Here is a 22,690-nt window from a genome sequence, read left to right on the forward strand (position 1 = left end):
TCAGCCCCTGAAATAACGTTTTCAAATAATATTACCTTTATCTTTCAAGCTGTAATTCGAAATCTATTGGGCATATACCTGTCGCCTTTCAAGTTGCAGCTTTGTTGGCTGCGCTCACTCACCCCGGTCACATAGTTATCTATGCTCCAGGGGATTCGTTCCTTGCCGTCGCGCTGCATCTTGAAATCCAATGGGCATAGATATTGCGAAACTACAAGATCATGCCGCCAAACAGGAAACCGAATGACACGGCCAAGATAACGGAGATAGTGCCCGGAATAAAGAATGGATGATTGAATATAAAACGCCCGATACGGGTAGTTCCGGTATCATCCATCTGTACGGCGGCAACCAGTGTTGGGTAAGTCGGCAGGATAAACAGGCCAGAAACCGCAGAGAAAGAAGCCAGCGCTGTCAGTGGTGTGACATGCAGGGCTAATGCCATTGGCATCAGGGCCTTTGCTGTCGCTGCCTGTGAATAGAGCAGGGCTGAACAGAAGAAGAAAATGACTGCCAGCAACCAAGGTTGGGCATGAATCAAACTTCCCGCTGTTTCTTTGATCCAGTCAATATTAGCCTGTACAAAAGTATCCCCCAGCCATGCAACCCCTAAAATACAGATACATGCACTCATACCTGCTTTAAAGGTACTTGAGTTCAGGATGGCATCGGTATCAACGGAGCAAATGATGGTAGTGAGGGTGGCAATACCGAGCATGATGATCAAAATCGCATTGGTGGTGTTCATCAATGGTTTTTCAACTAAGCCGACACACTGACTATTGATAATCGCATAAATGACAACACCAACGACACCTATCAAGAAGAGCAGAACGGATAGCTTTGCTTTAGGTTTGATTTGGAGCTGGCTGGCTCCACGCATTTCGACCAGACCATCAGTAAGGCGTTTTTGGTAGATAGGATCATTTGACAGCCTGGCATCAAAAAACCATGAAATGATGAATGACATGAGGAGGATGGCACAGAATGTTGAGGGCAATAACACCATAAGTAAATGGATATAACTGATGCCTTGTGTTTCCATGACGGATGCCATGTAAACGACTGCTGCCGAAATAGGGGACGCAGTGATCCCGATTTGGGCTGCAACAACAGCGGTAGAGAGTGGGCGGCATGGTTTTATGCCTTGTTCTTTGGCGACTTCTGCAATAACTGGCAATGTTGCCAGTGAAATGTTCCCCGTACCTGCAAATAATGTCAGGAAATAAGTGACGATAGGCGCAAGAATTGTGATGTATTTCGGATTTCTGCGGAGTAGTTTTTCTGTTTGCTGGACCAGATAATCCAGCCCCCCTGCTACTTGCATCGCTGATATCGCAGCAATAACGGCCATAATAATTGAGATAACGTCAAACGGAATATCCCCTGGTTTAACACCGATAGCGGCAAGGATTAAAACCCCGAGACCACCTGCAAAACCAATGCCTATTCCCCCTAATCTTGCCCCAAGAAAAATGGCCAGCAGAACAATAACCAATTCTATGGCTAACATGTTAAATACTCCTTCATTTATTTGGTCTTATGAAAATCTATGGTTAATACTTTGTGTTTGCTGCAAATTAAAAAGGCACGCTTCCGGTTGGAATTGCGTGCCTTAAAAATTAAGACAACCTCGTTATTATAATCATTTAATTAGTCATCAAAACGTTTTGCTTTATATATTGGATGTTTTAGGTTCTCAACGGAGAAAATATCGTCTAATTCTGTCTCTGTCAGCAAACCGCGTTCCAGCACAACTTCACGGACACTCTTGCCGGTTTCAGCGCAGATCTTGCCCACGATATCGCCATTGTGGTGGCCAATAAATGGGTTCAGATAAGTGACGATACCGATAGAGTTGAAAACAAAGCTTTCGCACACTTCTTTATTGGCAGTAATGCCGTTAACACATTTTTCAACCAGATTACGGCCTGCGCTGCTCAGGATCGACATTGATTCAAACATCGCCTGACCAATCGCTGGTTCCATGACGTTAAGCTGCAACTGGCCTGCTTCTGCTGCCATTGTGATACAAATATCGTTGCCAATAACCTTGAAACAAACCTGGTTAACAACTTCTGGAACAACTGGGTTTACTTTAGCTGGCATGATAGAAGAGCCAGCCTGCAATTCTGGCAGATTGATTTCATTCAAGCCAGCACGAGGACCGGAAGAAAGCAGACGCAAGTCGTTACAAATTTTGGACATCTTAACAGCCAGACGTTTCAACGCACCGTGAACCATAACGTAAGCGCCACAGTCAGAAGTGGCTTCTATCAAATCTTCTGCTGGAACACAAGGTAATCCTGTGACTTCGGCCAGTTTTTCAACTACCAATTTCTGGTAACCTGGAGCAGTGTTCAAGCCTGTACCGATAGCCGTTGCGCCGAGGTTTACTTCCAGCAGCAGTTCTGCCGTACGGGTGATATTCTTAATTTCTTCTTTCAGCAACATGGAGAAAGCGCGGAATTCTTGTCCCAGAGTCATTGGAACAGCATCTTGCAGCTGGGTACGGCCCATTTTCAGGATATCGTCGAATTCAACACCTTTCTTGTCAAAGCCTGCTTTCAACAACTCAATAGAATCAATTAATTGCATCAGTGAGTTATAGACAGCAACACGGAAACCAGTAGGGTAAGCATCGTTGGTTGATTGGCTTTTATTCAGGTGATCATTGGGATTCAGATACTCATATTCACCTTTTGGATAACCCATCAATTCCAGGCCGATATTTGCCAATACTTCATTGGTATTCATGTTCAGTGAAGTACCAGCGCCACCCTGAAAGACATCAACAGGGAATTGATCCATACATTTGCCTGTGTTGAGCACTTCATCACATGCTTTGACAATAATGTCCGCAATTTTTCCAGGGATAGTATGAAGTTCTTTGTTCGCCAGTGCTGCTGCTTTCTTCACCATTACCATGCCACGGATGAACTCAGGGACATCGTTGATAGTACGGTCACTGATATAGAAGTTTTCAATCGCACGTAGAGTGTGAATACCGTAGTAGGCTTCACCGGGGACTTCTCGTTTACCTAACAGGTCTTCTTCGATACGAATGTTGTTTGACATGAGAACCTTCTTAAATTAGATACGTTTTTTTACTGTTCTATTACGTGTTTGTTGAGAATTAACGTTACCGGCAACAATTGGCGTGATATTAATTACTTATCACGAAATTGCCGGCGCAATCATATGTTGATTTATTAGAAATGCCTTGAACTTGGATCACTTTATAGTGCTATTTTATTAATGAAATAACATATATGTGACCTAAATCACGATTACTTGTGTGGAAAGTGAAGTATCCGACGTATTGAAAACCGTTACTGTTACCCCCACATTACGTGATCTAATCCCATATTGTCTGATTTCGCATAATGTGAATGATAAATAATGTGGACTAAATAATGAAAGGAGAACCACGTGCGTTGGCTCCCACTTATTCTGATATGCCTGCTGGTTTACATTGAGTCTGTCCTGTTTGTTCGCATTGCCTCCGAAGTCGGGGTTTTGCTGACTCTGTTGCTGGTTATTCTTACGTCTTGTCTTGGTGTGTCTCTTGTGCGTAATCAGGGCATCAAGAATTTTATGTCTATGCAGCAAAAAATTGCGGCAGGTGAAAGCCCTGCGGAAGAAGCTGTTAAAAGTGTTTCTTTGGTAATAGCAGGATTCTTGCTGATACTTCCCGGTTTCTTCACCGACTTTTGCGGATTACTGTTGTTGCTCTCTCCCGTACAGAAGCTTATAACAGCTAATTTATTACCTCATATCAAATTTTACCGCCCGAATACTTTTTATGGCTCAAATCATCGTGGTGATTCAGGCCAAAATGGGCAAACTTTTGAAGGGGAATATGAACGTAGGCGGGATGATACCTCCTATACATTGGATGAGCATAAATCAGCTGATCAGAAAAAAAACGGCGAATATGGCAATTCAAACGACAAAAGTTAGTTATTTTTGTTTTGGCTAAAATTTCAGTGGATAAGAAAAAAGTAAAATATTTTTGTCATCCACCCTTGAAGTACTGGTTTTAAGCCCCAATTTGTAGCTTCATGGTACTGGTTCTGTTGGGTTCTGGTATCAATTCTCTTACCTGATATGGACTTTATTTATAGGAGATCTTTCAATGAAAATTCGTCCATTACATGACCGCGTTATCGTCAAACGTACAGAAGTTGAATCAAAATCCGCTGGCGGGATTGTTCTGACCGGTTCTGCTGCGGGCAAATCTACCCGTGGGGAAATTCTGGCTGTTGGCAATGGTCGCATCCTTGAAAGTGGGGAAGTGAAAGCGCTGGATGTAAAAGTGGGTGATACCGTCATTTTTAATGAAGGTTACGGCGTTAAAACAGAAAAGATCGACAATGAAGAAGTGTTGATCATGTCTGAAAGTGACATTCTGGCAATTGTTGAAGCGTAATTGAATATCTTGCGCTTAAATCTTCTTAATTGAATGAATTTAAAGGAAAGACACAATGGCAGCTAAAGACGTAAAATTTGGTAATGATGCTCGCAGCAAAATGCTGCGCGGCGTAAATGTATTGGCTGATGCAGTTAAAGTAACTTTGGGTCCTAAAGGTCGTAACGTAGTTCTGGATAAATCTTTCGGTGCACCTGTTATCACTAAAGACGGTGTATCTGTAGCGCGTGAAATCGAATTGGAAGACAAATTCGAAAATATGGGTGCGCAGATGGTTAAAGAAGTCGCCTCTAAAGCCAACGATGCAGCAGGCGATGGTACGACTACTGCAACCGTACTGGCTCAAGCTATCGTCACCGAAGGTCTGAAAGCTGTCGCTGCTGGTATGAACCCAATGGACCTGAAACGCGGTATTGATAAAGCCGTTATTTCTGCCGTTGAAGAGCTGAAAAAACTGTCCGTACCTTGCTCTGATTCCACTGCTATTGCGCAGGTTGGTACAATCTCTGCTAACGCCGACGAAACTGTGGGTAAACTGATCGCGGAAGCGATGGACAAAGTCGGCAAAGAAGGTGTAATCACCGTCGAAGAAGGTACTGGTCTGGAAGACGAACTGGATGTTGTTGAAGGCATGCAGTTTGATCGTGGTTACCTATCTCCTTACTTCATCAACAAAGCAGAATCAGGTTCTGTTGAACTGGAAAATCCATACATCCTGTTGGTTGACAAGAAAATCTCTAACATCCGCGAACTGCTGCCAGTTCTGGAAAGTGTGGCTAAAGCAAGCAAACCTTTGATGATCATCGCTGAAGATGTGGAAGGTGAAGCACTGGCAACTTTGGTTGTTAACAACATGCGTGGCATCGTGAAAGTGGCTGCGGTTAAAGCACCAGGTTTCGGTGATCGCCGTAAAGCAATGTTACAAGATATCGCTACTCTGACCAACGGTACTGTCATCTCTGAAGAGATCGGTCTGGAGCTGGAAAAAGCGACTCTGGAAGATCTGGGTCAGGCAAAACGCGTTGTCATCAACAAAGACACTACAACTATCATTGATGGTGTGGGCGAAGAAGGCGCGATTGCTGCTCGTGTTACTCAAATCCGTCAGCAGATCGAAGAATCAACTTCTGACTATGACCGTGAAAAACTGCAAGAGCGAGTAGCTAAACTGGCTGGCGGTGTTGCTGTAATCAAAGTTGGCGCAGCAACTGAAGTTGAAATGAAAGAAAAACGCACTCGTGTTGATGATGCTCTGCATGCAACTCGCGCAGCAGTAGAAGAAGGTGTTGTTGCTGGTGGTGGTGTTGCTCTGGTGCGTGTTGCCAGTGCTATCTCTGAACTGAGCGGCGATAATGAAGATCAAAACGTCGGTATTCGCGTTGCACTGCGTGCAATGGAAGCACCAATGCGTCAGATCGTAGACAACGCTGGTGAAGAGCCATCTGTTGTTGTGAACAACGTGAAAGCAGGTGAAGGCAACTACGGTTATAACGTGGCAACTGAACTGTACGGCGATATGATCGATATGGGCATCTTGGATCCAACCAAAGTAACCCGTTCTGCACTGCAATTCGCAGCTTCTATCGCTAGCCTGATGATCACCACTGAAGCCATGGTGACTGAACTGCCTAAAGATGACAAAGCTGACTTAGGTGCAGCTGGTGGCATGGGCGGTATGGGTGGAATGGGCGGTATGATGTAGTGCTGTTCATCCTGCCGATGGAATTACCCATCCGATAGGATAAAAACTCTGAAGGCGAGCAGAAAAAACTGCTCGCCTTTTTATTTTTTTGTCTTAATTGAATTCAAAAGGGTATATTTATCATCATGGTAAAAGTTCCTATAACCAATGAGGGAAGTTATGAGAATTAAAATTTGGCTTGGAGCGTCAGTACTGTTGTTGGTAGGTTGTACAACAAATCACCAATTAACCAATGCTGGCGCTAATGTGCGTTTTGTGGATACTCAGCCAGGCAGTGAATGTCAGCGATTAGGTGAAATTGCGGGTACTCAAAGCAACTGGCTCAATGGGATCAGCAATGAGAGCAGCTCTATGCGCAGTGCCACAAATGATTTACGCAATAAAGCCGCTGAAATTGGTGGAAACGTGATTTATGGCGTGAATAGTCCATCTGAAAATTTGCTGGGCAGCTTTGTACCTCTTGATAGCAAAATGGTCGGTAAGATCTATAAATGCCCTTAGTCATATTGACTTAAATAACCTGAATTCTGAATAAGAAATTGACGAGAAGCCTGTTCCAGAAGCAATGTTTTAATGTTTTGGTGATTGCCGAAACAGCTCCGGGAAGGAAAATAAGATGAGCACTTCCCACCAATATTTGAATACTTTAGTAATCGCGAACCTTGCCTCATTGGCATGGAAGCCTGTGGAGGTTCTCAGTACTGGGCTCGTGAGCTTCAAAAACTGGGGCATCACTGCTTTAGGGCAATCGCATCTAAAATCAGGCTATTGTTCGCCGTGTTGCCCATAATTGTGATGCTGAATTAGCATCAGTAATCTCGAATATGGTGTCGGAGCCAGAACCATACCCATACTAAAAAACTATACCTATCATATTTCAAGTTACAGCTTGATTGGTTATACTGTAACTTGAAATTTCTTCATATATCTCATGGACATCCCTCTACTCATATAAGGTAGATTCACATAATAAATTTATTTCTTGCCCCAAAATTTAACAAATTCCATTACAAATCCATTGTCTAATAATGATATAAACAAATATTCCCTTGTTATTCAAAACAAAATAGATAGATGATTACAAATATTAACAATACAAGTATGCATTTTTGATATTGATTACATGCAAAACATCTTAGCACGATTAAAAAACCTGAATCAGAGAACGATTAGCTATTCTAAAATCAGAAGAAATACACGACAAAGTTATTGGCACCTTCATTAAATACGAATGCTATATTTACAAGCAATAGGGGCCAATGCCCCTATTCATCAAATATCACTCATTACGAGCGGTAATCTGAATTTTGGTGGATTAATTCGCTGTGCCAACTGATTAATTCATCACGTAATTGCTCTGGTAATACTGCGACATGATATCCTTCTATCGCACCTGCTAAGGCAAGCAGTAAACTGACATTTGTTTTTTTCCTGTGCTGCTGTAATTTTAGGTAAGTTGCTTTTGCTCCTAACATCCGCAATTCTTCTACTTTAGAAATACCAACTTTCCATAATTGTCTCTCTAATGCTATCCCTAAATTAGGGAGATCTTTTAGTCTGAGCGGCATTTTCTGTCTATCAATAATTTCTTCTCTAGTATAGAGATAAGCCAGATTCACATATTCAAACAATTGTTTTTGATCTTGCCAAAGTGATTCATTAACACGGTAATAACGCAAAGCAACAGGTATCCCTCTTTTTGAATAAATAAACTTTTCCATCCCTCTGGCTCTAAATAATACCTCAGCGTGACTATTCCCTCGTAAATAAAGTTCCCCATCGGAACTAATGGCAAATAAAACACCATTAATCAGCAGCCCGATGCCACCAAATTGAGATTTTTTCTTAATTTTTCCCAGTGAAGATACACCATGTTGCAATTGAGCAAAACGAGCTCCAGATAAAAGCATTTTTATCACTCCATGAATCACATTCCAATGTAATGTTTAATCATGCCTTCTATTAATAAAATAGATAACAAGAACAATTAATTAAAACCATACGCAAACTATTTCCAACTGCCAATCGTTAAGTCGGAAAAATCTTAATTTCTGTGAATTTTTGCGAAGCGCTTTGAAAAAAATAGGCTTGCTTTTAATCAAATAGAGTTATGCTGTATAAATACACAGTTAATCATGGTGAGGAATATTATGAGCACTCGATCTAGAGAGGGAATATTTCACTAAACAGAAAACAGCAGTGGCTACCACAACAGTAAAAAAGCATAAAACAGATAAATCACTTGTTGGAATGACTGTGAAAAGCCTGGTTAGTGAGCTGATATACAATGAACACCAGTCTGCCATTAATCACATCCTTCTCCCTTTAATTACATCGATCCGGAAATGAAGACAGGTGGTTACTTTGGGTAACATCCGATAAGAGATTAAGCCGTCAATGGTTAATAAGTTCCGGTCTTCCTCTAAATAAGGTCGTCCAGCTAAATCAAATCCATCCCATTGCGTCAATCTATGCCTGGAAAAAGCATTGGCCAGTGGCAATTTATAGTGTGGTATTGTGCTGGTTGCTTGAATTGTCTGAATATGAAGTTAATAACTTGAAATTGGCTGCGCAAAAAGGCACAGCTCTCGGCCTTATTATGAATCAGGCACATAAATTTATATCACAGTTGTGTAAATTAAAAATCCACACAAATTACTATCATTGACAAAAATTAGGATTTATCCCAATATTTTTTATAAAAAATGAGCTACCAATTGATAGTTATTCTTATTTATAGTGAAAATCAATATATTAATATGAATTTAACTGTAAGTATTAATCAAAAATATTCAAGTTATGTCAGTCTGTAATTAAAAATTCTGCGCAATGGGTTACAGTGTACTTGTAACTTTTTAAGTTCGTTGTAGACTTTACAAAGTTTAGGGAATTGTACTTACCGCCCTTATAATTAAGGACGTATCTACTGAGATAAGTCTAGTTACCTAACAAAACATTTTAACCAATGGCTAATAATAAAGCTTTCAAGGCCAATTGCCTATTTGGATGATAACGAGGCGTAAAATGAAGAAGACAGCTATCGCAGTAGCAGTGGCAGTGGCAGCTTTCGCATCTGCTGCTCAAGCAGCTCCAAAGGATAATACTTGGTATACCGGTGTTAAGCTGGGTTGGTCTCAATACCATGACGTAAACTTCTACGGTCATGGTTATGATACCCGTATTGGTAACGGCTCTACCCACAAAAGTCAGTTAGGTGCAGGTGCCTATGTCGGTTATCAGGCAAACCCATATCTGGGCTTTGAACTGGGTTATGACTGGTTAGGTCGTATGGCTTATAAAGGCAGTGTTAATAACGGTGCTTTCCGTGCTCAAGGTGTTCAATTGACCACTAAACTAAGCTATCCAGTGATGGACAATCTGGATGTTTATACTCGCCTTGGTGGTATGGTATGGCGTGCAGATTCTTCTGCGACTTACAGTGCAAATGCAGTCGAAGGAACTGGTGATAAAGACCAGCGCAGACTGAAAGACCACGATACGGGTATTTCTCCTCTGGCTGCGATTGGTATTGAATACGCACTGACTAAAAATCTGGCAACCCGTCTGGATTACCAATGGGTTAACAACATCGGTGATGCAACTTCTGTTGGTGCCCGCCCAGATAATGGTCTGCTGAGTGTCGGTGTTTATTACCGTTTCGGTCAAGATGAAGCTGCCCCAGTCGTTGTACCAGTAGCTCCTGCTCCAGTGATCCCAGCGCCTATTGTTGAAAACAAGAACTTCACTCTGCGTTCTGACGTTATGTTCAATTTCAACAAATCAACACTGAAGCAAGAAGGTAAACAAGAACTGGATAACCTCTACAATCAACTGGCTAATATCGACCCAACTCAAGGCAATGTTCTGGTAATTGGTTACACCGACCGTATCGGCAGCCAGAATTTTAACCTGCCACTGTCTCAAAAACGTGCTCAATCCGTTGTAGACTATTTGGTTGCTAAAGGTATCCCTGCTGGCAGTATCCAAGCAGAAGGTCGCGGCAAAGAAAGCCCTGTTACTGGTTCTAGCTGTGACAACATTAAAGTCCACGCTAAACTTATCGACTGCCTGGCTCCAGATCGCCGTGTAGTTATCAATATTCAGGGCACTAAAGAAGTTGTTACTCAGCCAAAAGTAGCACAGTAATACTGCTCTAATATCGCTGAAAAACCCCATTTAAAATGGGGTTTTATTTTTCTGCTTACTCTCTTTTTTTTTCGCATTACCATCATAGATGGTGCTTTATTTCCCTAATATTGCTTCCAGATCCTGTTTCAAACTCGACATCTGATGGTTATATTTTTCCCTATATTCAGCATCTTCCAGCAATTGCACTATTGTTTCTGATAACGTATTGCCGCGACGTCGAGAAAGCGCTGAAAGCCGTTGCCAGACATGGAAATCCAAATCGATGGATTTTTTACGGGAGTATTGATGCTCAGCATTAAAATGACGTTTACGCCGTGCCCGAATCGTTTGCTTCATTCGGTTGGATAAATCGGGATTCATATGCCGCGAAATCCAAGTCAAGACTTTAACCGGCTCTTGCTCTAGTTTCATCAATTCGTTAACCGCATCCTGCGCTGCACTTTTTTCAATGTATTTAGTAATCGGCTCACCTTCACGGTGTTTTTTCACTAAATATGTCCATTTCCAGCCACATTCCAGATTTTCCAATTGCTGATATTTCATTTCATCTCTCAGTGACAGCGTAACTTAAATTAAGCATAGCAATTATTTCTCTGAATTGCTCATAGCAACACAAAATCTTGGGGTATTTTTCAGACAATGAATGCATTAGCTCAAATGTCGTGTCTTTCAAGATTCTGGCATGTTTGTTCATTGTCTAATCTTGTATAATAAATATTTCCTTTTACTAGATGATGTAGCTATCACTTTGACGAATATAAAACTAGACTGGCAGGCACTACAGCCAAACAATACGCCTTATGAGGCGTTTTTTAATTCGGTATCTGAATTACCCTTCATTACAATGAATGAGGTTCAATCCAGACTCCACAGTAGTTTGTCCCTTTTTTGTCAGGCTGATTTGCGTCAACCCTTTATGCTGCTGAAAGCAGAAGAAAGTGATGCTTATCTGTCTTATTTATCTAATGCAGTTTCTTCTTTATTGCCGAAAAAAAACGGTAATATCGGTGGATATTATCAGATAAAACACCGAACCATTACCTGGCACTCTTCAGGAGAAGGCAGTTTTGCACCCACTGAGCGGGTTGCCTATAGAGAATGGATTGAGTCAGAACAATTATTTGGCAATATCTACACACATCAAGACACATTTCAATTGCAACCCGGGCTTATCCATCAAGTAAATGGTGGCGTCCTGGTTTTATCATTGCGTACTTTGCTTTCTCAGCCATTGATGTGGGTTCGTCTTAAGCAGATGATCATCCAACGTCGTTTTGACTGGCTATCACATGATGAAAACCGTTCCCTCCCCTTTCCTATTCCTTCAATGGAATTGAATCTGCGTCTGATATTAGTCGGTGATAGGCTGAGTCTAGAAGAATTACAATCCATCGAACCTGAGCTGGCAAACAATGCATTATACGGTGAGTTTGAGCTGGATATGCCTCTTTATGGAGAAGACGAGCTGACGGTGTGGTGTCGCTATGTCAATGGAATTACCCAACAGCAAAACCTGCTCCCATTAAGTGCCGATGCTTGGCCTGAGTTACTCAAACAGGCAGCTCGTTATACAGAGGATCAATTCCGTTTACCTCTGGATATCCAATGGTTGCAACAGAAATTAGAAGCAGCGGCCAATTATCAGCAGGAAAACCAGCTCACCGCCGACTCTCTGCAACAAGCGGAAGAAAATCGGATCTGGCGCCATAGTTATTTATCTGAACGCAGTATGGATGAAATGCTGAAAGGTCAGATTTTGATTCGTACAAAAGGTTCAGTGATTGGCCAGATCAATGGCTTATCTGTACTCGAATATCCCGGACATCCGGATCCAATAGGTGAACCTTCCCGTATCAGCTGTGTAGCCCACTTAGGAGATGGCGAATTTATTGATGTAGAACGTAAAGTTGAGCTAGGCGGCAATATTCATGCAAAAGGCATGATGATCATGCAGGCTTACTTAATTTCTGAATTGAAACTGGATCAGCCACAACCATTTTCTGCTTCTATTGTATTTGAACAATCTTATGGCGAAGTGGATGGTGACAGTGCTTCGTTGGCTGAATTATGTGCCCTTATCAGTACATTGTCACAACACCCTATCGATCAGCAAATTGCTGTTACAGGCGCTGTAGATCAATTTGGCTATGTACAACCAATTGGTGGTGTCAATGAGAAAATTGAAGGGTTCTTCCGCGTGTGTCACTACCGGGAGCTGACAGGCTATCAGGGTGTCATTATTCCGGCATCTAACGTCCAGCATTTATGCCTGAACCAAGATGTTATTGATGCGGTAAAAAATGGTCAATTTCATATCTGGGCTGTAGAACATGTTTCAGAGGCCGCATCATTGTTGACTGGTATTCCTTATTACGATCCGGAAAAAGAACATCTGTTAGCTATTATATATGAACGCATTACACAGGCTAATAATCAAGAGCGTCCTAGGCTTCCTTGGTTTCTTCGCTGGTTAGGTTAATTCTAGTTATCATCTGATCGGAGTTGTTCAGCGTACATGCGTACGCTATTCTCTAGCCTTATACGATTATAAGGCAATCTGAGAATATGTTTAAAAAACAAGAATCCTACACGAAAGAAGAACTTCAAGCCTCTGGACAAGGTAAATTGTTTGGTGAGAGCGGCCCACCACTGCCTTGCGGCAATATGCTTATGATGGATCGCATTATAAAGATGACTGAAGCTGGAGGTCTCTACGATAAGGGATATGTCGAGGCGGAATTCGACATCAACCCTGAATTGTGGTTTTTTGACTGCCATTTTGTCAACGATCCTGTCATGCCGGGCTGTCTTGGTCTTGATGCAATGTGGCAAATTGTTGGTTTCTTTCTCGGCTGGATCGGTGGAGAAGGTAAAGGTCGAGCACTCGGCGTTGGGGAAGTGAAATTTACGGGCCAGATACTGCCAACGGCAAAGAAAGTAACTTACCGCATTAATTTTAAGCGTGTCATTAATCGTAAGCTAATTATGGGGCTTGCTGATGGCGAAGTCTTAGTAGATGGCAAACTGATTTATACTGCGGCTGATTTGAAAGTAGGTTTATTCAAAGATACCAGTACTTTTTGATATTCTCAGATTGGTGGCTGGCAAACTTGTCAATCTCTGTCTCCGGTGCTGAATACCTCCGCTATTGCGGCGGAGGTAGTTCTCCCATTTAATGCCTCAATCAACCGTCAAACGCGATCTTCTTTCGCCTGACGCCATCCTCCCAACCAATACGAACGAGCATCCAATGAATGATAAGGGCAATTCTCCCTCGGCCGCCCCGAAATGCCTGCTTGATAGCCTCTGGTAAGTGCCCTTGCCAAACGGTCTCTTTTTTGTCTTTTCATGCCTTACTTCCTCATTTGTTACTATGAAGATGAAATTATGAAGGTGAAATTATGATCATTTTTTATTCGATTGATTCTAGTGATACTCTTATACGAAATGAATATCAAGCACAGATTTTCATAAAATTGTCATGATTAATATCTATACCCGTCATCTTTCAAGTTCAAGTTCAAGTTGTAGATTGGTGATTGCACCAAAACTTGAAATTTATCAAACGTAGTTAATGTTGAGAGGATATCTGTTTGGCAATAGATTGGGCTAACTGGTTGTAACCTTTTGCTAAAGTCAGCACTAATTCGGCATAACCATCTTCTGGCTGCTTCAGCTCAAGATTGAATGGGTGCTTAATCACATTATCCGAATTTGATAGTATCCAATATCCCTCAATCACCACTCGCCCGTCATATCGCCCATGAAAAGCAGTTATTGTGACATCCAGTGCATCTGAGTCTTTTTCCAGCTCCTGTCCAGAAACTAAGCGGTGAGGAAATGCGGCGCTCAGTTCGGAGATCAACACTTGCTGTAATTGTTGCTCAAGTGGACTGGCCCATAAATGATTCGAAGCATTGGTATAACTCACTTCTCCTGTTTGATACACAATTCCGAAATCTGCAAGATAGTCAGAAAGGTGTACTCCTTTTACCCATAGTTGTCGTTCATGTTTTGCACCCAGCTTTCCCTCCTGTAGCACAACACTTTCCGATGACAGAGACTTCTCTGGCGAAGAGTTAACTAAAACTGGCAGCTGGTAATACGTTTTTTGTGGTTGACTGTTGCTACATCCCGAACTTAATACACTTCCAACAACAAAAACGGTGGCAGAAATAAAAAATGCCAATCTTGAAATCAATTTTTTCATTATTCAGGCGCCTTTTTAGGTTCAGGATCTTTTATCGCTTCCGCTTCAAATACCAATGCGTTGCTTTTGTTGTTAAGAGTCTTCAAGACAGGTTGTAGTTCACGCAGTACTTGATCCAATCGCTGCATATTGCCAACCAAATTATTATAAGCGGGTGATCCCGGTTGAAGACCCTGCATACTGCGATTTAACTCATGCAATGTATTTTGAATATCTTTTGGAAGTCCTTGAGCTTCTTTACTCGCAAGAATACGATTTAATTCATCTATGGTTTTTTGTGCTGTTTTAATTGTTTTCTGGCTCTCTTCAAGCACCCGTGTTGCCTGAATAAATACTGGCTCAATCGGCATACTATTGAGTTTATCTAATGTGGTGATGACTTTTTGTTGAATTTGCGCCAGACCGCCACTTATTGTCGGTAGAGTCTGGTATCCGGCTATGTCATATGGGCCTTCCCATGCTTTCTCATTAGGATAAAAATCCAGATCAATAAACAGTGCCCCTGTCAGTAAATTGCCCGATTTCAAAGAGGCTCTCAAACCCCGGTCAGTAATCTCTTTCAGTTCTTTGTCTGTATAGAACCCATTTCCTAATTCTTTCTCAAAACGCTCAGGTTCAATATGAACCAATATAGGAATACGAAAATCATTGTCGAGACGCTGCCTGACGCCTTCAGTATAAAAAGGCACTTTTGCTACAGTTCCCATCCGAATCCCGCGGAATTCAACAGGCGCTCCCGGTTGTAAACCGCGCACTGAATCGGAGAAAAATAATAGAAAACCTTTATACTCTGTATAAAGTGAGTTTTGGATGTTCTTCTCACTATCATAAAGTTTGAAAACTTCTTTTTCTTTGATTGGGCTTCCCAGATCCCAACCTTTCGGCACATCAAAACTAACACCACCAGCAAACAAGGTTGATAATGAAGCAACCTCAACCCGCAAGCCTTGTGATGACATATCGAAAGATACACCGCTATCTTTCCAAAATCTGACATTCGTTGTCAGTAAACCATCGTAAGGTGCATTAACAAAAATCTGATAACGGATCAGCCGGGATTCGGGATCAAAGATGCTGCTTTCAACCGATCCCACTCGGTATCCCCGGAATAATACTGGATCTCCGGGCGTTAATCGCTCCGCCTTTTCACTGGTCAGAATAAGACGCAGCCCCTTTGCATCAGGGGAAGCAAGCGGCGGTAAGTCAAGCAATGAAAACTTTCTTTCTTCCTCACCTTGCGCACCAGGCTGTAATTCGATAAATACACCTGACAATAGTGTACTCAGACCAGAAACACCCTCTCGCCCAATTTGCGGTTTTACAACCCAAAATGCAGTATCTGTGTGTAACAATCGTTCCATACCATCTTTCAGGCGGGCTTTGATGATGACTTGTCCCAGGTTATCGCTCAGTGAAACCGTTTCAACAACACCAACATCAACACTACGGCTTTTAATTTTTGTTTTTCCTGCTTCGATACCTTCAGCGTTAGACGTCATCAATATCACTTCAGGTCCCTGATGGCTGAAATGGTAAAACAGTATCCAGGCTCCAATGAGTACGGTGATAATTGGTACGATCCATACAGGTGACCAACTCTTGAGTTTATTGATCCTAGCCCGGGTCAGATCTTCTTCTTTATCCATCACCTTACAACTCCTTATTTTTATGTAATGCAAATTTACTATTGGCTTTGTCCCAGGTTAAACGTGGGTCAAATGTCATTGACGCAAACATCGTCAAGATAACAACCAGAGCAAAAAGTATGGCTCCTGTGGCAGGATAAACACTCATTAATTGTCCTATGCGAACCAGTGCTGACAATACGGCAATAACGAATATATCAATCATTGACCAACGACCAACAAACTCCACCATTTCATAAATAGAATGCATCTTTTCGGAATTATGACTGCTTTGACTTTTAGCATCCCAGCACAACCAACTGATAGCCAGCATTTTCAGTAAAGGCACCATAATACTGGCGATAAAAATGACCATAGCTACCGGGTAAGAACCTGAACCCCAAAGTAAAACGACCCCTTCCAGAATGGTAGAATTAAGATGGCTTCCCAATGCCTGAGTCACCATAATCGGCAAAACATTAGCCGGAATATAAAGTATGACTGATGTTATCAGTAACGCCATTGTGTACTGTAAACTGTGGCGGCGTCGGGGATGCCCTTTTGTATAACAACGTGGGCACACGGATTGCTGGGCAGGTAAAATAGCAGTACAACATTGACACAGCCTGACACCTTGTACCAAGCCGGGTTTTCCGGCCTGTAACATATGGCAAAATTTTGGGGCGGGTTCTATTTCATCCCAAAACCAATGCCTGTCAAGGCATTGAAACGCCCTTATCTGAAATAAGCAAAATAAACAATAGGGCAAAAAGCTCAAACCAAGGCTGATTTCGCCATACGCCATGAGCTTAACAAAGCTGACCAGAACACCTGCAAGGAAGATTTCTGCCATGCACCATGATTTCATCTTAAACAAAATGCGCGCCAACTCGATTTTCAAACGACGCACTATTTTGACATTCTGGCATAAGAGAATGATGGCCACCATGCAAAATGCAGGTATAAGCTGAACAAAGATCAGGAAAAACACAGCCATGCTGGAATAGTTTTCACTAAACATCACCTTGGGAATTTCGGTCAGCTTAATTTCGCTGACGATTCCCGCAACACTCATGCTAATGAAGGGGAACAGGCTGGCAAGAAAAAGCATTATTAATGCACTCACTGCATAACCTGTCGGTTGGTTGCGAGGCTCTTTCCATTTTGCTGTCAGCAAAGTGTTACACCGGGGGCAAACCGCCTTTTTCCCTTGTTCCAAATCAGGTACAACCACCAGCATGTCACACTGGGGACAAAGAACCAGCTTGTCATGCTGATGGTTATCGGAACACAAAGTGTTTCTCCTTTAGCAAAATCCACAAGTCTCTTTTATGCGGCAGCTATCATCCGTTTTTCATCATTTCCAGTTCTTGCCAACGATCAAAAGCCTTTTCTAACTCTTGTTCTTTATTTGCCAATTCATTCAGAACATTTTGTGTGATTTCGTGTGATTGATTGAAGAATTCAGCATCACTGACCAGAGATTGTAATTTCTCTATATCTTCTTCTAACTTTTCCAATAATGATGGTAGTTGCTCTAACTCGCGCAGTAAATGGTAACTTATCTTATTGTTTGTCCGTTTAGCTGTTTCTTTCGGTTTTACAATTTTAGGCTCAACACTGGCTTTTTTTTCTGAAACCTGACGCAAAGAAACAGTCTGTTCCCGCTGCTGCTGTGCATCATAATAGCCACCTACATAATTGTTGATTTCACCATTACCCTCAAAAATCCAGCATTCAGTCACTGAATTATCAACAAATTGACGATCATGGCTGACTAAAATCACTGTCCCAGTATAACTATCAACCAATTCTTCAAGTAATTCCAATGTTTCAACATCAAGATCATTGGTAGGTTCATCGAGAATGAGCAAATTGCTTGGTTTCAAGAACAGTCGTGCCAACAACAGACGATTACGTTCACCACCAGACAGTGCCCGCACAGGTGTCATTGCACGTTTCGGATGAAAAAGGAAATCTTGCAAATAGCCCAGTACGTGACGGGGACGTCCGTTGACCACCACTTCCTGCTTACCTTCTGCAAGATTATCTATAACGGTTCTATCAGGATCTAATGCTGCACGATGCTGATCAAAGTAAGCAATTTCAAGTTTTGTGCCACAATGAATGCGCCCGCTGTCTGCTGTCAGATCGCCCAGCATCAGCTTCAACAATGTTGTTTTTCCACAACCATTTGGCCCCACCAGCGCAATTTTGTCACCACGTTGTATTTGAGCAGAGAAATTTTTGATCAATGTCTTATCACCAATTCGGTGATTTACATTTTCCATTTCAAACACAATCTTACCGGAGCGAGTTGCTTCTTCGACCTGCATTTTTGCCGCTCCCGTGACATTGCGGCGTTCAGTTCGTTCTGTGCGCAACGCTTTCAAAGCCCTTACCCGCCCTTCATTACGAGTACGTCGTGCTTTAATACCTTGACGTATCCAAACTTCTTCCTGAGCCAGTTTTTTGTCAAATTCGGCATTTTGCATTTCTTCAACCCGCAATGCCTCTTCTTTGCCTTCAAGATATTTATTGTAATTCCCCGGCCATGATGTCAGTTTCCCTCGATCTAAATTGATGATGCGTGTTGCCATGTTGTGGATAAATGAACGGTCATGGGAAATAAAAACAAGGCTACCATTGAAGTTCTTCAAGAAATTTTCCAACCATTTGATAGTGTCGATATCAAGGTGGTTGGTGGGTTCATCAAGAAACAAAACTCTTGGTGCGCATACTAATGCCCTGCCCAATGCCGCTTTGCGTAACCAGCCGCCAGACAGTGAAGAGAGTTTTGCTTCTGCTGGCAATGACAATTGCTTCAATACGTCATTAATCTGACTATCCAGCGTCCAAAGGCCACGGATATCCAATACTTCCTGCAATTGCGCAAGATGATTGAGATTTTTTTGACTCGGATCTGTTTCCACCAAACGTGAAGTGTGATGAAAAGCTTTAATATATTCAGCCTGTTCTTTTACCCCTTCCGCGACAAAATCAAATACCGTACCTTCGATATCACGCGGAGGATCTTGCTCTAAGCGTGCAACAACCAGATCCTGCTCATAAATAACCGATCCATCATCCAACGGCTGCTCTTTCGCCAGCACACGTAAAAGTGTGGATTTTCCCGCACCATTACGCCCAACCAAACAGACCCTTTCGTTTTCTTCAATATACAGTTCAGTATGATCCAGTAATGGCGCATCACTGAAGGCCAACCAAGCACCGGATAAACTAATCAATGACATAATATTATTTTTCCTCGTCAGCGTGACGAAGCAACCAGCAGTTATGAATCTGACGGTTACGAATAAAATCCTGAGATAATGTTTTTGCTGTTATTTCTTCTGCAACCAATCCTAATGTCTCTAATTCAGTAAGATCCATTTTGAAACCCCGCTTATTATTAGAGAACATCAGGGTTCCACCACGACGTAATAACCGTTTTAGTTGCTTCATTAATGCAATATGATCACGCTGAACATCAAAAGTGTCTTCCATTCTCTTTGAATTGGAGAATGTTGGCGGATCAATAAAGATCACATCAAATTGTTCACGGGTCTGGGCCAGCCATCCCAGGCAATCAGCCTGAATTAAACGGTGCTGACGACCCGTTAAGCCATTTACCTGTAAATTTTTCTCTGCCCATTCAAGGTAAGTTCGCGACATATCTACTGTGGTTGTCGAACGCGCTCCACCCAATCCTGCATGAACAGTTGCCGAACCGGTATAGGCAAATAAATTGAGGAAGTCCTTGCCTTGGCTCATTTCACCCAATTTTCTGCGGGCAATGCGGTGATCAAGAAATAACCCTGTATCCAGATAATCGGTCAGGTTAACCCAGAATTTTGCCCCATATTCGTTTACCAAAAAGTATTCTTTCTTTTCGGCCATTTTTTCATATTGGCTCTTGCCTTTCTGACGCTGGCGGGTTTTCAGGATAAGTTGATTGGATGATAAGCCCAGCACATTCATTGTTGCACTAATTATATCAAACAAACGCTGGCGAGCTTTATTGACATCCACAGACTTCGGTGGCGCATATTCTTGAACAATCACTTTGTCCGCATAGCGATCAACAGCAACATTGTATTCTGGTAAATCCGCATCATATAAGCGATAACAATCAATACCCTGCTGTTTAGCCCACTTACTGATTTTTTTCTCATTCTTGCGGAGGCGGTTGGCATAATCTTCAGCAATACCGATATTCAATAACTGAGGTTTATCTGACTGCTGCTCGTTTTTCTGAATAGAGTAATTCTTCTGAACACAATCCAGCGGTCCATTTTTGGCCTTAAATTCGCGCTCTGCTCGCAATTGTAAACAGCTCAACAGTTCTGGCGAAGCACTGAATAGTGATAATCTCCAACCAGAAAAACGACTTTTCATCACGCGGCCAAATATACTGTACAGTGCAATCAGTGCGGGTTCACTTTCAAGACGCTCACCATAAGGTGGGTTACTTAATACAGTTCCCGATGTACCTTCCTGCACTGGATTTTCCAGTTTGCTTGCATCTCCCTGTTGGAATTGGATCAGCTGGGCAACGCCCGCTCTGCGCGCATTTGAACGCGCCATATCCATTACGCGACGATCAATATCTGCACCGAAAAAGCGAGATGTTGTTCCTTGTAACCCTTTACGGAAGCGTACTTGTGCTTCTGTAGTGATTTCGCGCCAGATAGCTTCATCGAATTTTAGCCATGATTTGAAGCCCCAATGTGTACGATGCAAGCCGGGCGCACAATCTGCCGCCATCATCGCGGCTTCTATTAACAATGTTCCTGAGCCACACATAGGATCAACCATTGGCGTTCCGATAGTCCAGCCAGAGCGTAAAATAACCGCCGCAGCCAGATTTTCTTTCAGAGGTGCCTGCCCTGCCAGATCACGATAACCACGGATATGCAGGCTATCTCCACTCAAATCGAGTGAAACAGTTGCTTTTTCTTTATTCAAAAAGACATTCACACGGATATCAGGTTGCTGTTTGGCAACATCAGGGCGTTGTTTTATTTTGCGTACAAAGCTATCAACAATGGCATCTTTTACTTTGAGTGCGCCATATTGTGTATTTCTGATTTCTTCATTTGTGCCACTGAAATGCACGGAAAACGTGCTATCAACTGAAAAAATTTCACTCCAGTCAATGGATTGGACACCAAGATATAAATCCAGATCACTATAAACCTTGAATTCATTGAGTGGCATCATGATACGGGATGCCAGTCTGCTCCATAGCAGGCTTTTATACATCACCCGATCATCACCCTGAAAATGAACCCCGCCTTGGGCAATCTTACAGGATTGCGCTCCCAGCATTTCCAGTTCGTTCTTTAACAGTTCTTCCAGCCCACGTGCCGTGCTGGCAAAGAGAGAGTTCATATTATTAATCACCACAAAAAGTCTACCACCAAAAAATTGTGGCACATTATAGCCAATACCATCGACATGTCATAAAGTTGCTGACACGATTAAAAATAAAAATATTCTGGAGATAATGCATGTTAACGATGTCACTCCTTTCGATCATTCAATATGATTGATAATATCTTTGATTAGTTTTGGTCCTTTATAAATAAAACCAGAATATATTTGAACCAATGAAGCACCAGCTTCCATTTTTTCTCTTGCAGAAACAAGTGAATCAATTCCACCAACACCAATAATCGGTATTTTGCCTTTTAATTCCTGAGAAAGACGGCGAATAATTTCTGTGCTGTGTAATTGAACAGGACGACCACTTAATCCTCCTGCTTGTTGGCAGTTATTCAATCCTTCGATAATTGTTCTATCCAATGTAGTATTAGTCGCGATAACCCCATCAATATGATGACAGATTAAACTATCAGCGATTTTGACTAATTCATCTTCGGAAAGATCAGGAGAAATTTTTACTGCAACTGGCACATACTTTTGGAACTTCTGTTGAAGTTCACTTTGCTTATTTTTAATCTCAGATAAGAGATTATTCAGAGCATCACCGTACTGCAATGTTCTCAGACCCGGGGTATTTGGAGAAGAAATATTGATAGTGATATAGCCTGCATGAGGATAAACTTTATCCATGCAAATTAGATAATCATCTTTTCCATTTTCAACCGGAGTATCTTTATTTTTACCAATATTGATACCGATAATACCGTCATATTTTGCTTGTTTGACATTCTCAACCAGATTATCCACACCAAGGTTATTAAACCCCATCCGGTTGATAATTCCTTCTGCTTCGACGATCCGAAATAATCTTGGTTTATCATTTCCAGTTTGCGGACGCGGCGTTACCGTACCAATTTCAACAAAACCAAAGCCCATCGCACCAAAGGCATCAATGCACTCGCCATTTTTATCAAGGCCGGCAGCTAAGCCAAGTGGATTTTTAAAAGATAACCCCATGCAAGTAACGGGCTTAGTGGCAACTGATTGGCGGATGAGAAATTCGAAAGGAGTACCGATGATGCGTTTAAGCTGGCGGATAGTGAGCTCGTGAGCCTGTTCCGGATCAAGCTGGAACAATGCCTTCCGTACTAAAGAATAACACATTTAGATTAACCTATTGTTTT

The 22,690-nt window shown here is 42.0% G+C and carries 18 protein-coding genes and 2 pseudogenes; 9 read left to right on the forward strand and 11 right to left on the reverse strand.

Annotated elements, in window-relative coordinates:
* Positions 1-211: 211 nt before the first annotated feature.
* Positions 212-1,513 carry an anaerobic C4-dicarboxylate transporter gene (locus BM329_RS00875; protein ID WP_092547528.1) on the reverse strand — a complete coding sequence of 434 codons (1,302 nt, stop codon included), beginning with the start codon at positions 1,511-1,513 and terminating at the stop codon, positions 212-214.
* Positions 1,514-1,653: 140 nt separating this feature from the next.
* Positions 1,654-3,078 carry an aspartate ammonia-lyase gene (gene aspA / locus BM329_RS00880; protein WP_092547531.1) on the reverse strand — a complete coding sequence of 475 codons (1,425 nt, stop codon included), beginning with the start codon at positions 3,076-3,078 and terminating at the stop codon, positions 1,654-1,656.
* A gap of 354 nt (positions 3,079-3,432) precedes the next feature.
* Here aspA and BM329_RS00885 point away from each other — a divergent pair, with 354 nt between their 5' ends.
* The 5 genes and pseudogenes from BM329_RS00885 to BM329_RS14930 all read left to right on the forward strand — a co-directional run.
* Positions 3,433-3,963, forward strand: coding sequence for an FxsA family protein (locus BM329_RS00885; protein ID WP_092547534.1), 531 nt, complete (start codon positions 3,433-3,435; stop codon positions 3,961-3,963).
* Between the two features lie 175 nt (positions 3,964-4,138).
* Entirely contained in the window at positions 4,139-4,432 is a 294-nt protein-coding gene (locus tag BM329_RS00890) for a co-chaperone GroES (RefSeq protein ID WP_092513011.1), read from the forward strand.
* Between the two features lie 55 nt (positions 4,433-4,487).
* Complete coding sequence (groL, locus tag BM329_RS00895; protein WP_092547537.1) at positions 4,488-6,134, forward strand: chaperonin GroEL; 1,647 nt, start codon at positions 4,488-4,490, stop codon at positions 6,132-6,134.
* 159 nt (positions 6,135-6,293) lie between these two features.
* Positions 6,294-6,635: a DUF4156 domain-containing protein gene (locus tag BM329_RS00900; protein ID WP_092547540.1), complete on the forward strand. Its 342-nt coding sequence runs from the start codon at positions 6,294-6,296 to the stop codon at positions 6,633-6,635.
* Positions 6,636-7,272: 637 nt separating this feature from the next.
* Positions 7,273-7,387: pseudogene (locus BM329_RS14930) on the forward strand (IS1 family transposase); the annotation flags it as partial.
* Between the two features lie 33 nt (positions 7,388-7,420).
* Here the strand turns inward: BM329_RS14930 and BM329_RS00905 are convergent.
* Complete coding sequence (locus BM329_RS00905; protein WP_092547543.1) at positions 7,421-8,044, reverse strand: TfoX/Sxy family DNA transformation protein; 624 nt, start codon at positions 8,042-8,044, stop codon at positions 7,421-7,423.
* 485 nt (positions 8,045-8,529) lie between these two features.
* Here BM329_RS00905 and BM329_RS15170 point away from each other — a divergent pair.
* Positions 8,530-8,802, forward strand: a pseudogene (locus tag BM329_RS15170) (SulA-like leucine-rich domain-containing protein); the annotation flags it as partial.
* Positions 8,803-9,158: 356 nt separating this feature from the next.
* Positions 9,159-10,280 (forward strand): porin OmpA, encoded by a 1,122-nt coding sequence (gene ompA, locus BM329_RS00915; protein ID WP_092547546.1) that lies wholly within the window; start codon positions 9,159-9,161, stop codon positions 10,278-10,280.
* A gap of 96 nt (positions 10,281-10,376) precedes the next feature.
* On the opposite strand, the gene matP is transcribed toward ompA, so the two are convergent.
* Positions 10,377-10,826: a macrodomain Ter protein MatP gene (matP, locus tag BM329_RS00920; protein WP_092547549.1), complete on the reverse strand. Its 450-nt coding sequence runs from the start codon at positions 10,824-10,826 to the stop codon at positions 10,377-10,379.
* A 205-nt stretch (positions 10,827-11,031) separates the two neighbouring features.
* Here matP and BM329_RS00925 point away from each other — a divergent pair, with 205 nt between their 5' ends.
* Both BM329_RS00925 and fabA read left to right on the forward strand, forming a co-directional pair.
* Positions 11,032-12,762: an AAA family ATPase gene (locus tag BM329_RS00925; RefSeq protein WP_092547814.1), complete on the forward strand. Its 1,731-nt coding sequence runs from the start codon at positions 11,032-11,034 to the stop codon at positions 12,760-12,762.
* An 86-nt stretch (positions 12,763-12,848) separates the two neighbouring features.
* Positions 12,849-13,367: a bifunctional 3-hydroxydecanoyl-ACP dehydratase/trans-2-decenoyl-ACP isomerase gene (fabA, locus tag BM329_RS00930; RefSeq protein ID WP_092547559.1), complete on the forward strand. Its 519-nt coding sequence runs from the start codon at positions 12,849-12,851 to the stop codon at positions 13,365-13,367.
* A gap of 107 nt (positions 13,368-13,474) precedes the next feature.
* Here the strand turns inward: fabA and rmf are convergent, their stop codons facing one another.
* The 7 genes from rmf to pyrD form a co-directional block, all read right to left on the reverse strand.
* Positions 13,475-13,633 carry a ribosome modulation factor gene (gene rmf / locus BM329_RS00935; protein WP_092547561.1) on the reverse strand — a complete coding sequence of 53 codons (159 nt, stop codon included), beginning with the start codon at positions 13,631-13,633 and terminating at the stop codon, positions 13,475-13,477.
* 221 nt (positions 13,634-13,854) lie between these two features.
* Entirely contained in the window at positions 13,855-14,493 is a 639-nt protein-coding gene (gene pqiC / locus BM329_RS00940; protein WP_092547563.1) for a membrane integrity-associated transporter subunit PqiC, read from the reverse strand.
* Positions 14,493-16,139 carry an intermembrane transport protein PqiB gene (gene pqiB, locus BM329_RS00945; protein ID WP_177216159.1) on the reverse strand — a complete coding sequence of 549 codons (1,647 nt, stop codon included), beginning with the start codon at positions 16,137-16,139 and terminating at the stop codon, positions 14,493-14,495. Before pqiB ends, pqiC begins: the two co-directional genes overlap by 1 nt.
* Positions 16,140-16,143: 4 nt before the next feature.
* Positions 16,144-17,412, reverse strand: a complete 1,269-nt coding sequence (gene pqiA / locus BM329_RS00950) for a membrane integrity-associated transporter subunit PqiA (RefSeq protein ID WP_092547567.1) — start codon at positions 17,410-17,412, stop codon at positions 16,144-16,146.
* A 49-nt stretch (positions 17,413-17,461) separates the two neighbouring features.
* Entirely contained in the window at positions 17,462-19,372 is a 1,911-nt protein-coding gene (locus BM329_RS00955) for an ABC transporter ATP-binding protein (protein ID WP_092547569.1), read from the reverse strand.
* Between the two features lie 4 nt (positions 19,373-19,376).
* Entirely contained in the window at positions 19,377-21,512 is a 2,136-nt protein-coding gene (gene rlmKL / locus BM329_RS00960) for a bifunctional 23S rRNA (guanine(2069)-N(7))-methyltransferase RlmK/23S rRNA (guanine(2445)-N(2))-methyltransferase RlmL (RefSeq protein ID WP_092547571.1), read from the reverse strand.
* A 144-nt stretch (positions 21,513-21,656) separates the two neighbouring features.
* Positions 21,657-22,670, reverse strand: coding sequence for a quinone-dependent dihydroorotate dehydrogenase (gene pyrD / locus BM329_RS00965; RefSeq protein ID WP_092547573.1), 1,014 nt, complete (start codon positions 22,668-22,670; stop codon positions 21,657-21,659).
* Positions 22,671-22,690: the final 20 nt, after the last annotated feature.

It is taken from the genome of Xenorhabdus koppenhoeferi (assembly GCF_900116635.1).
Classification (GTDB): domain Bacteria; phylum Pseudomonadota; class Gammaproteobacteria; order Enterobacterales; family Enterobacteriaceae; genus Xenorhabdus; species Xenorhabdus koppenhoeferi.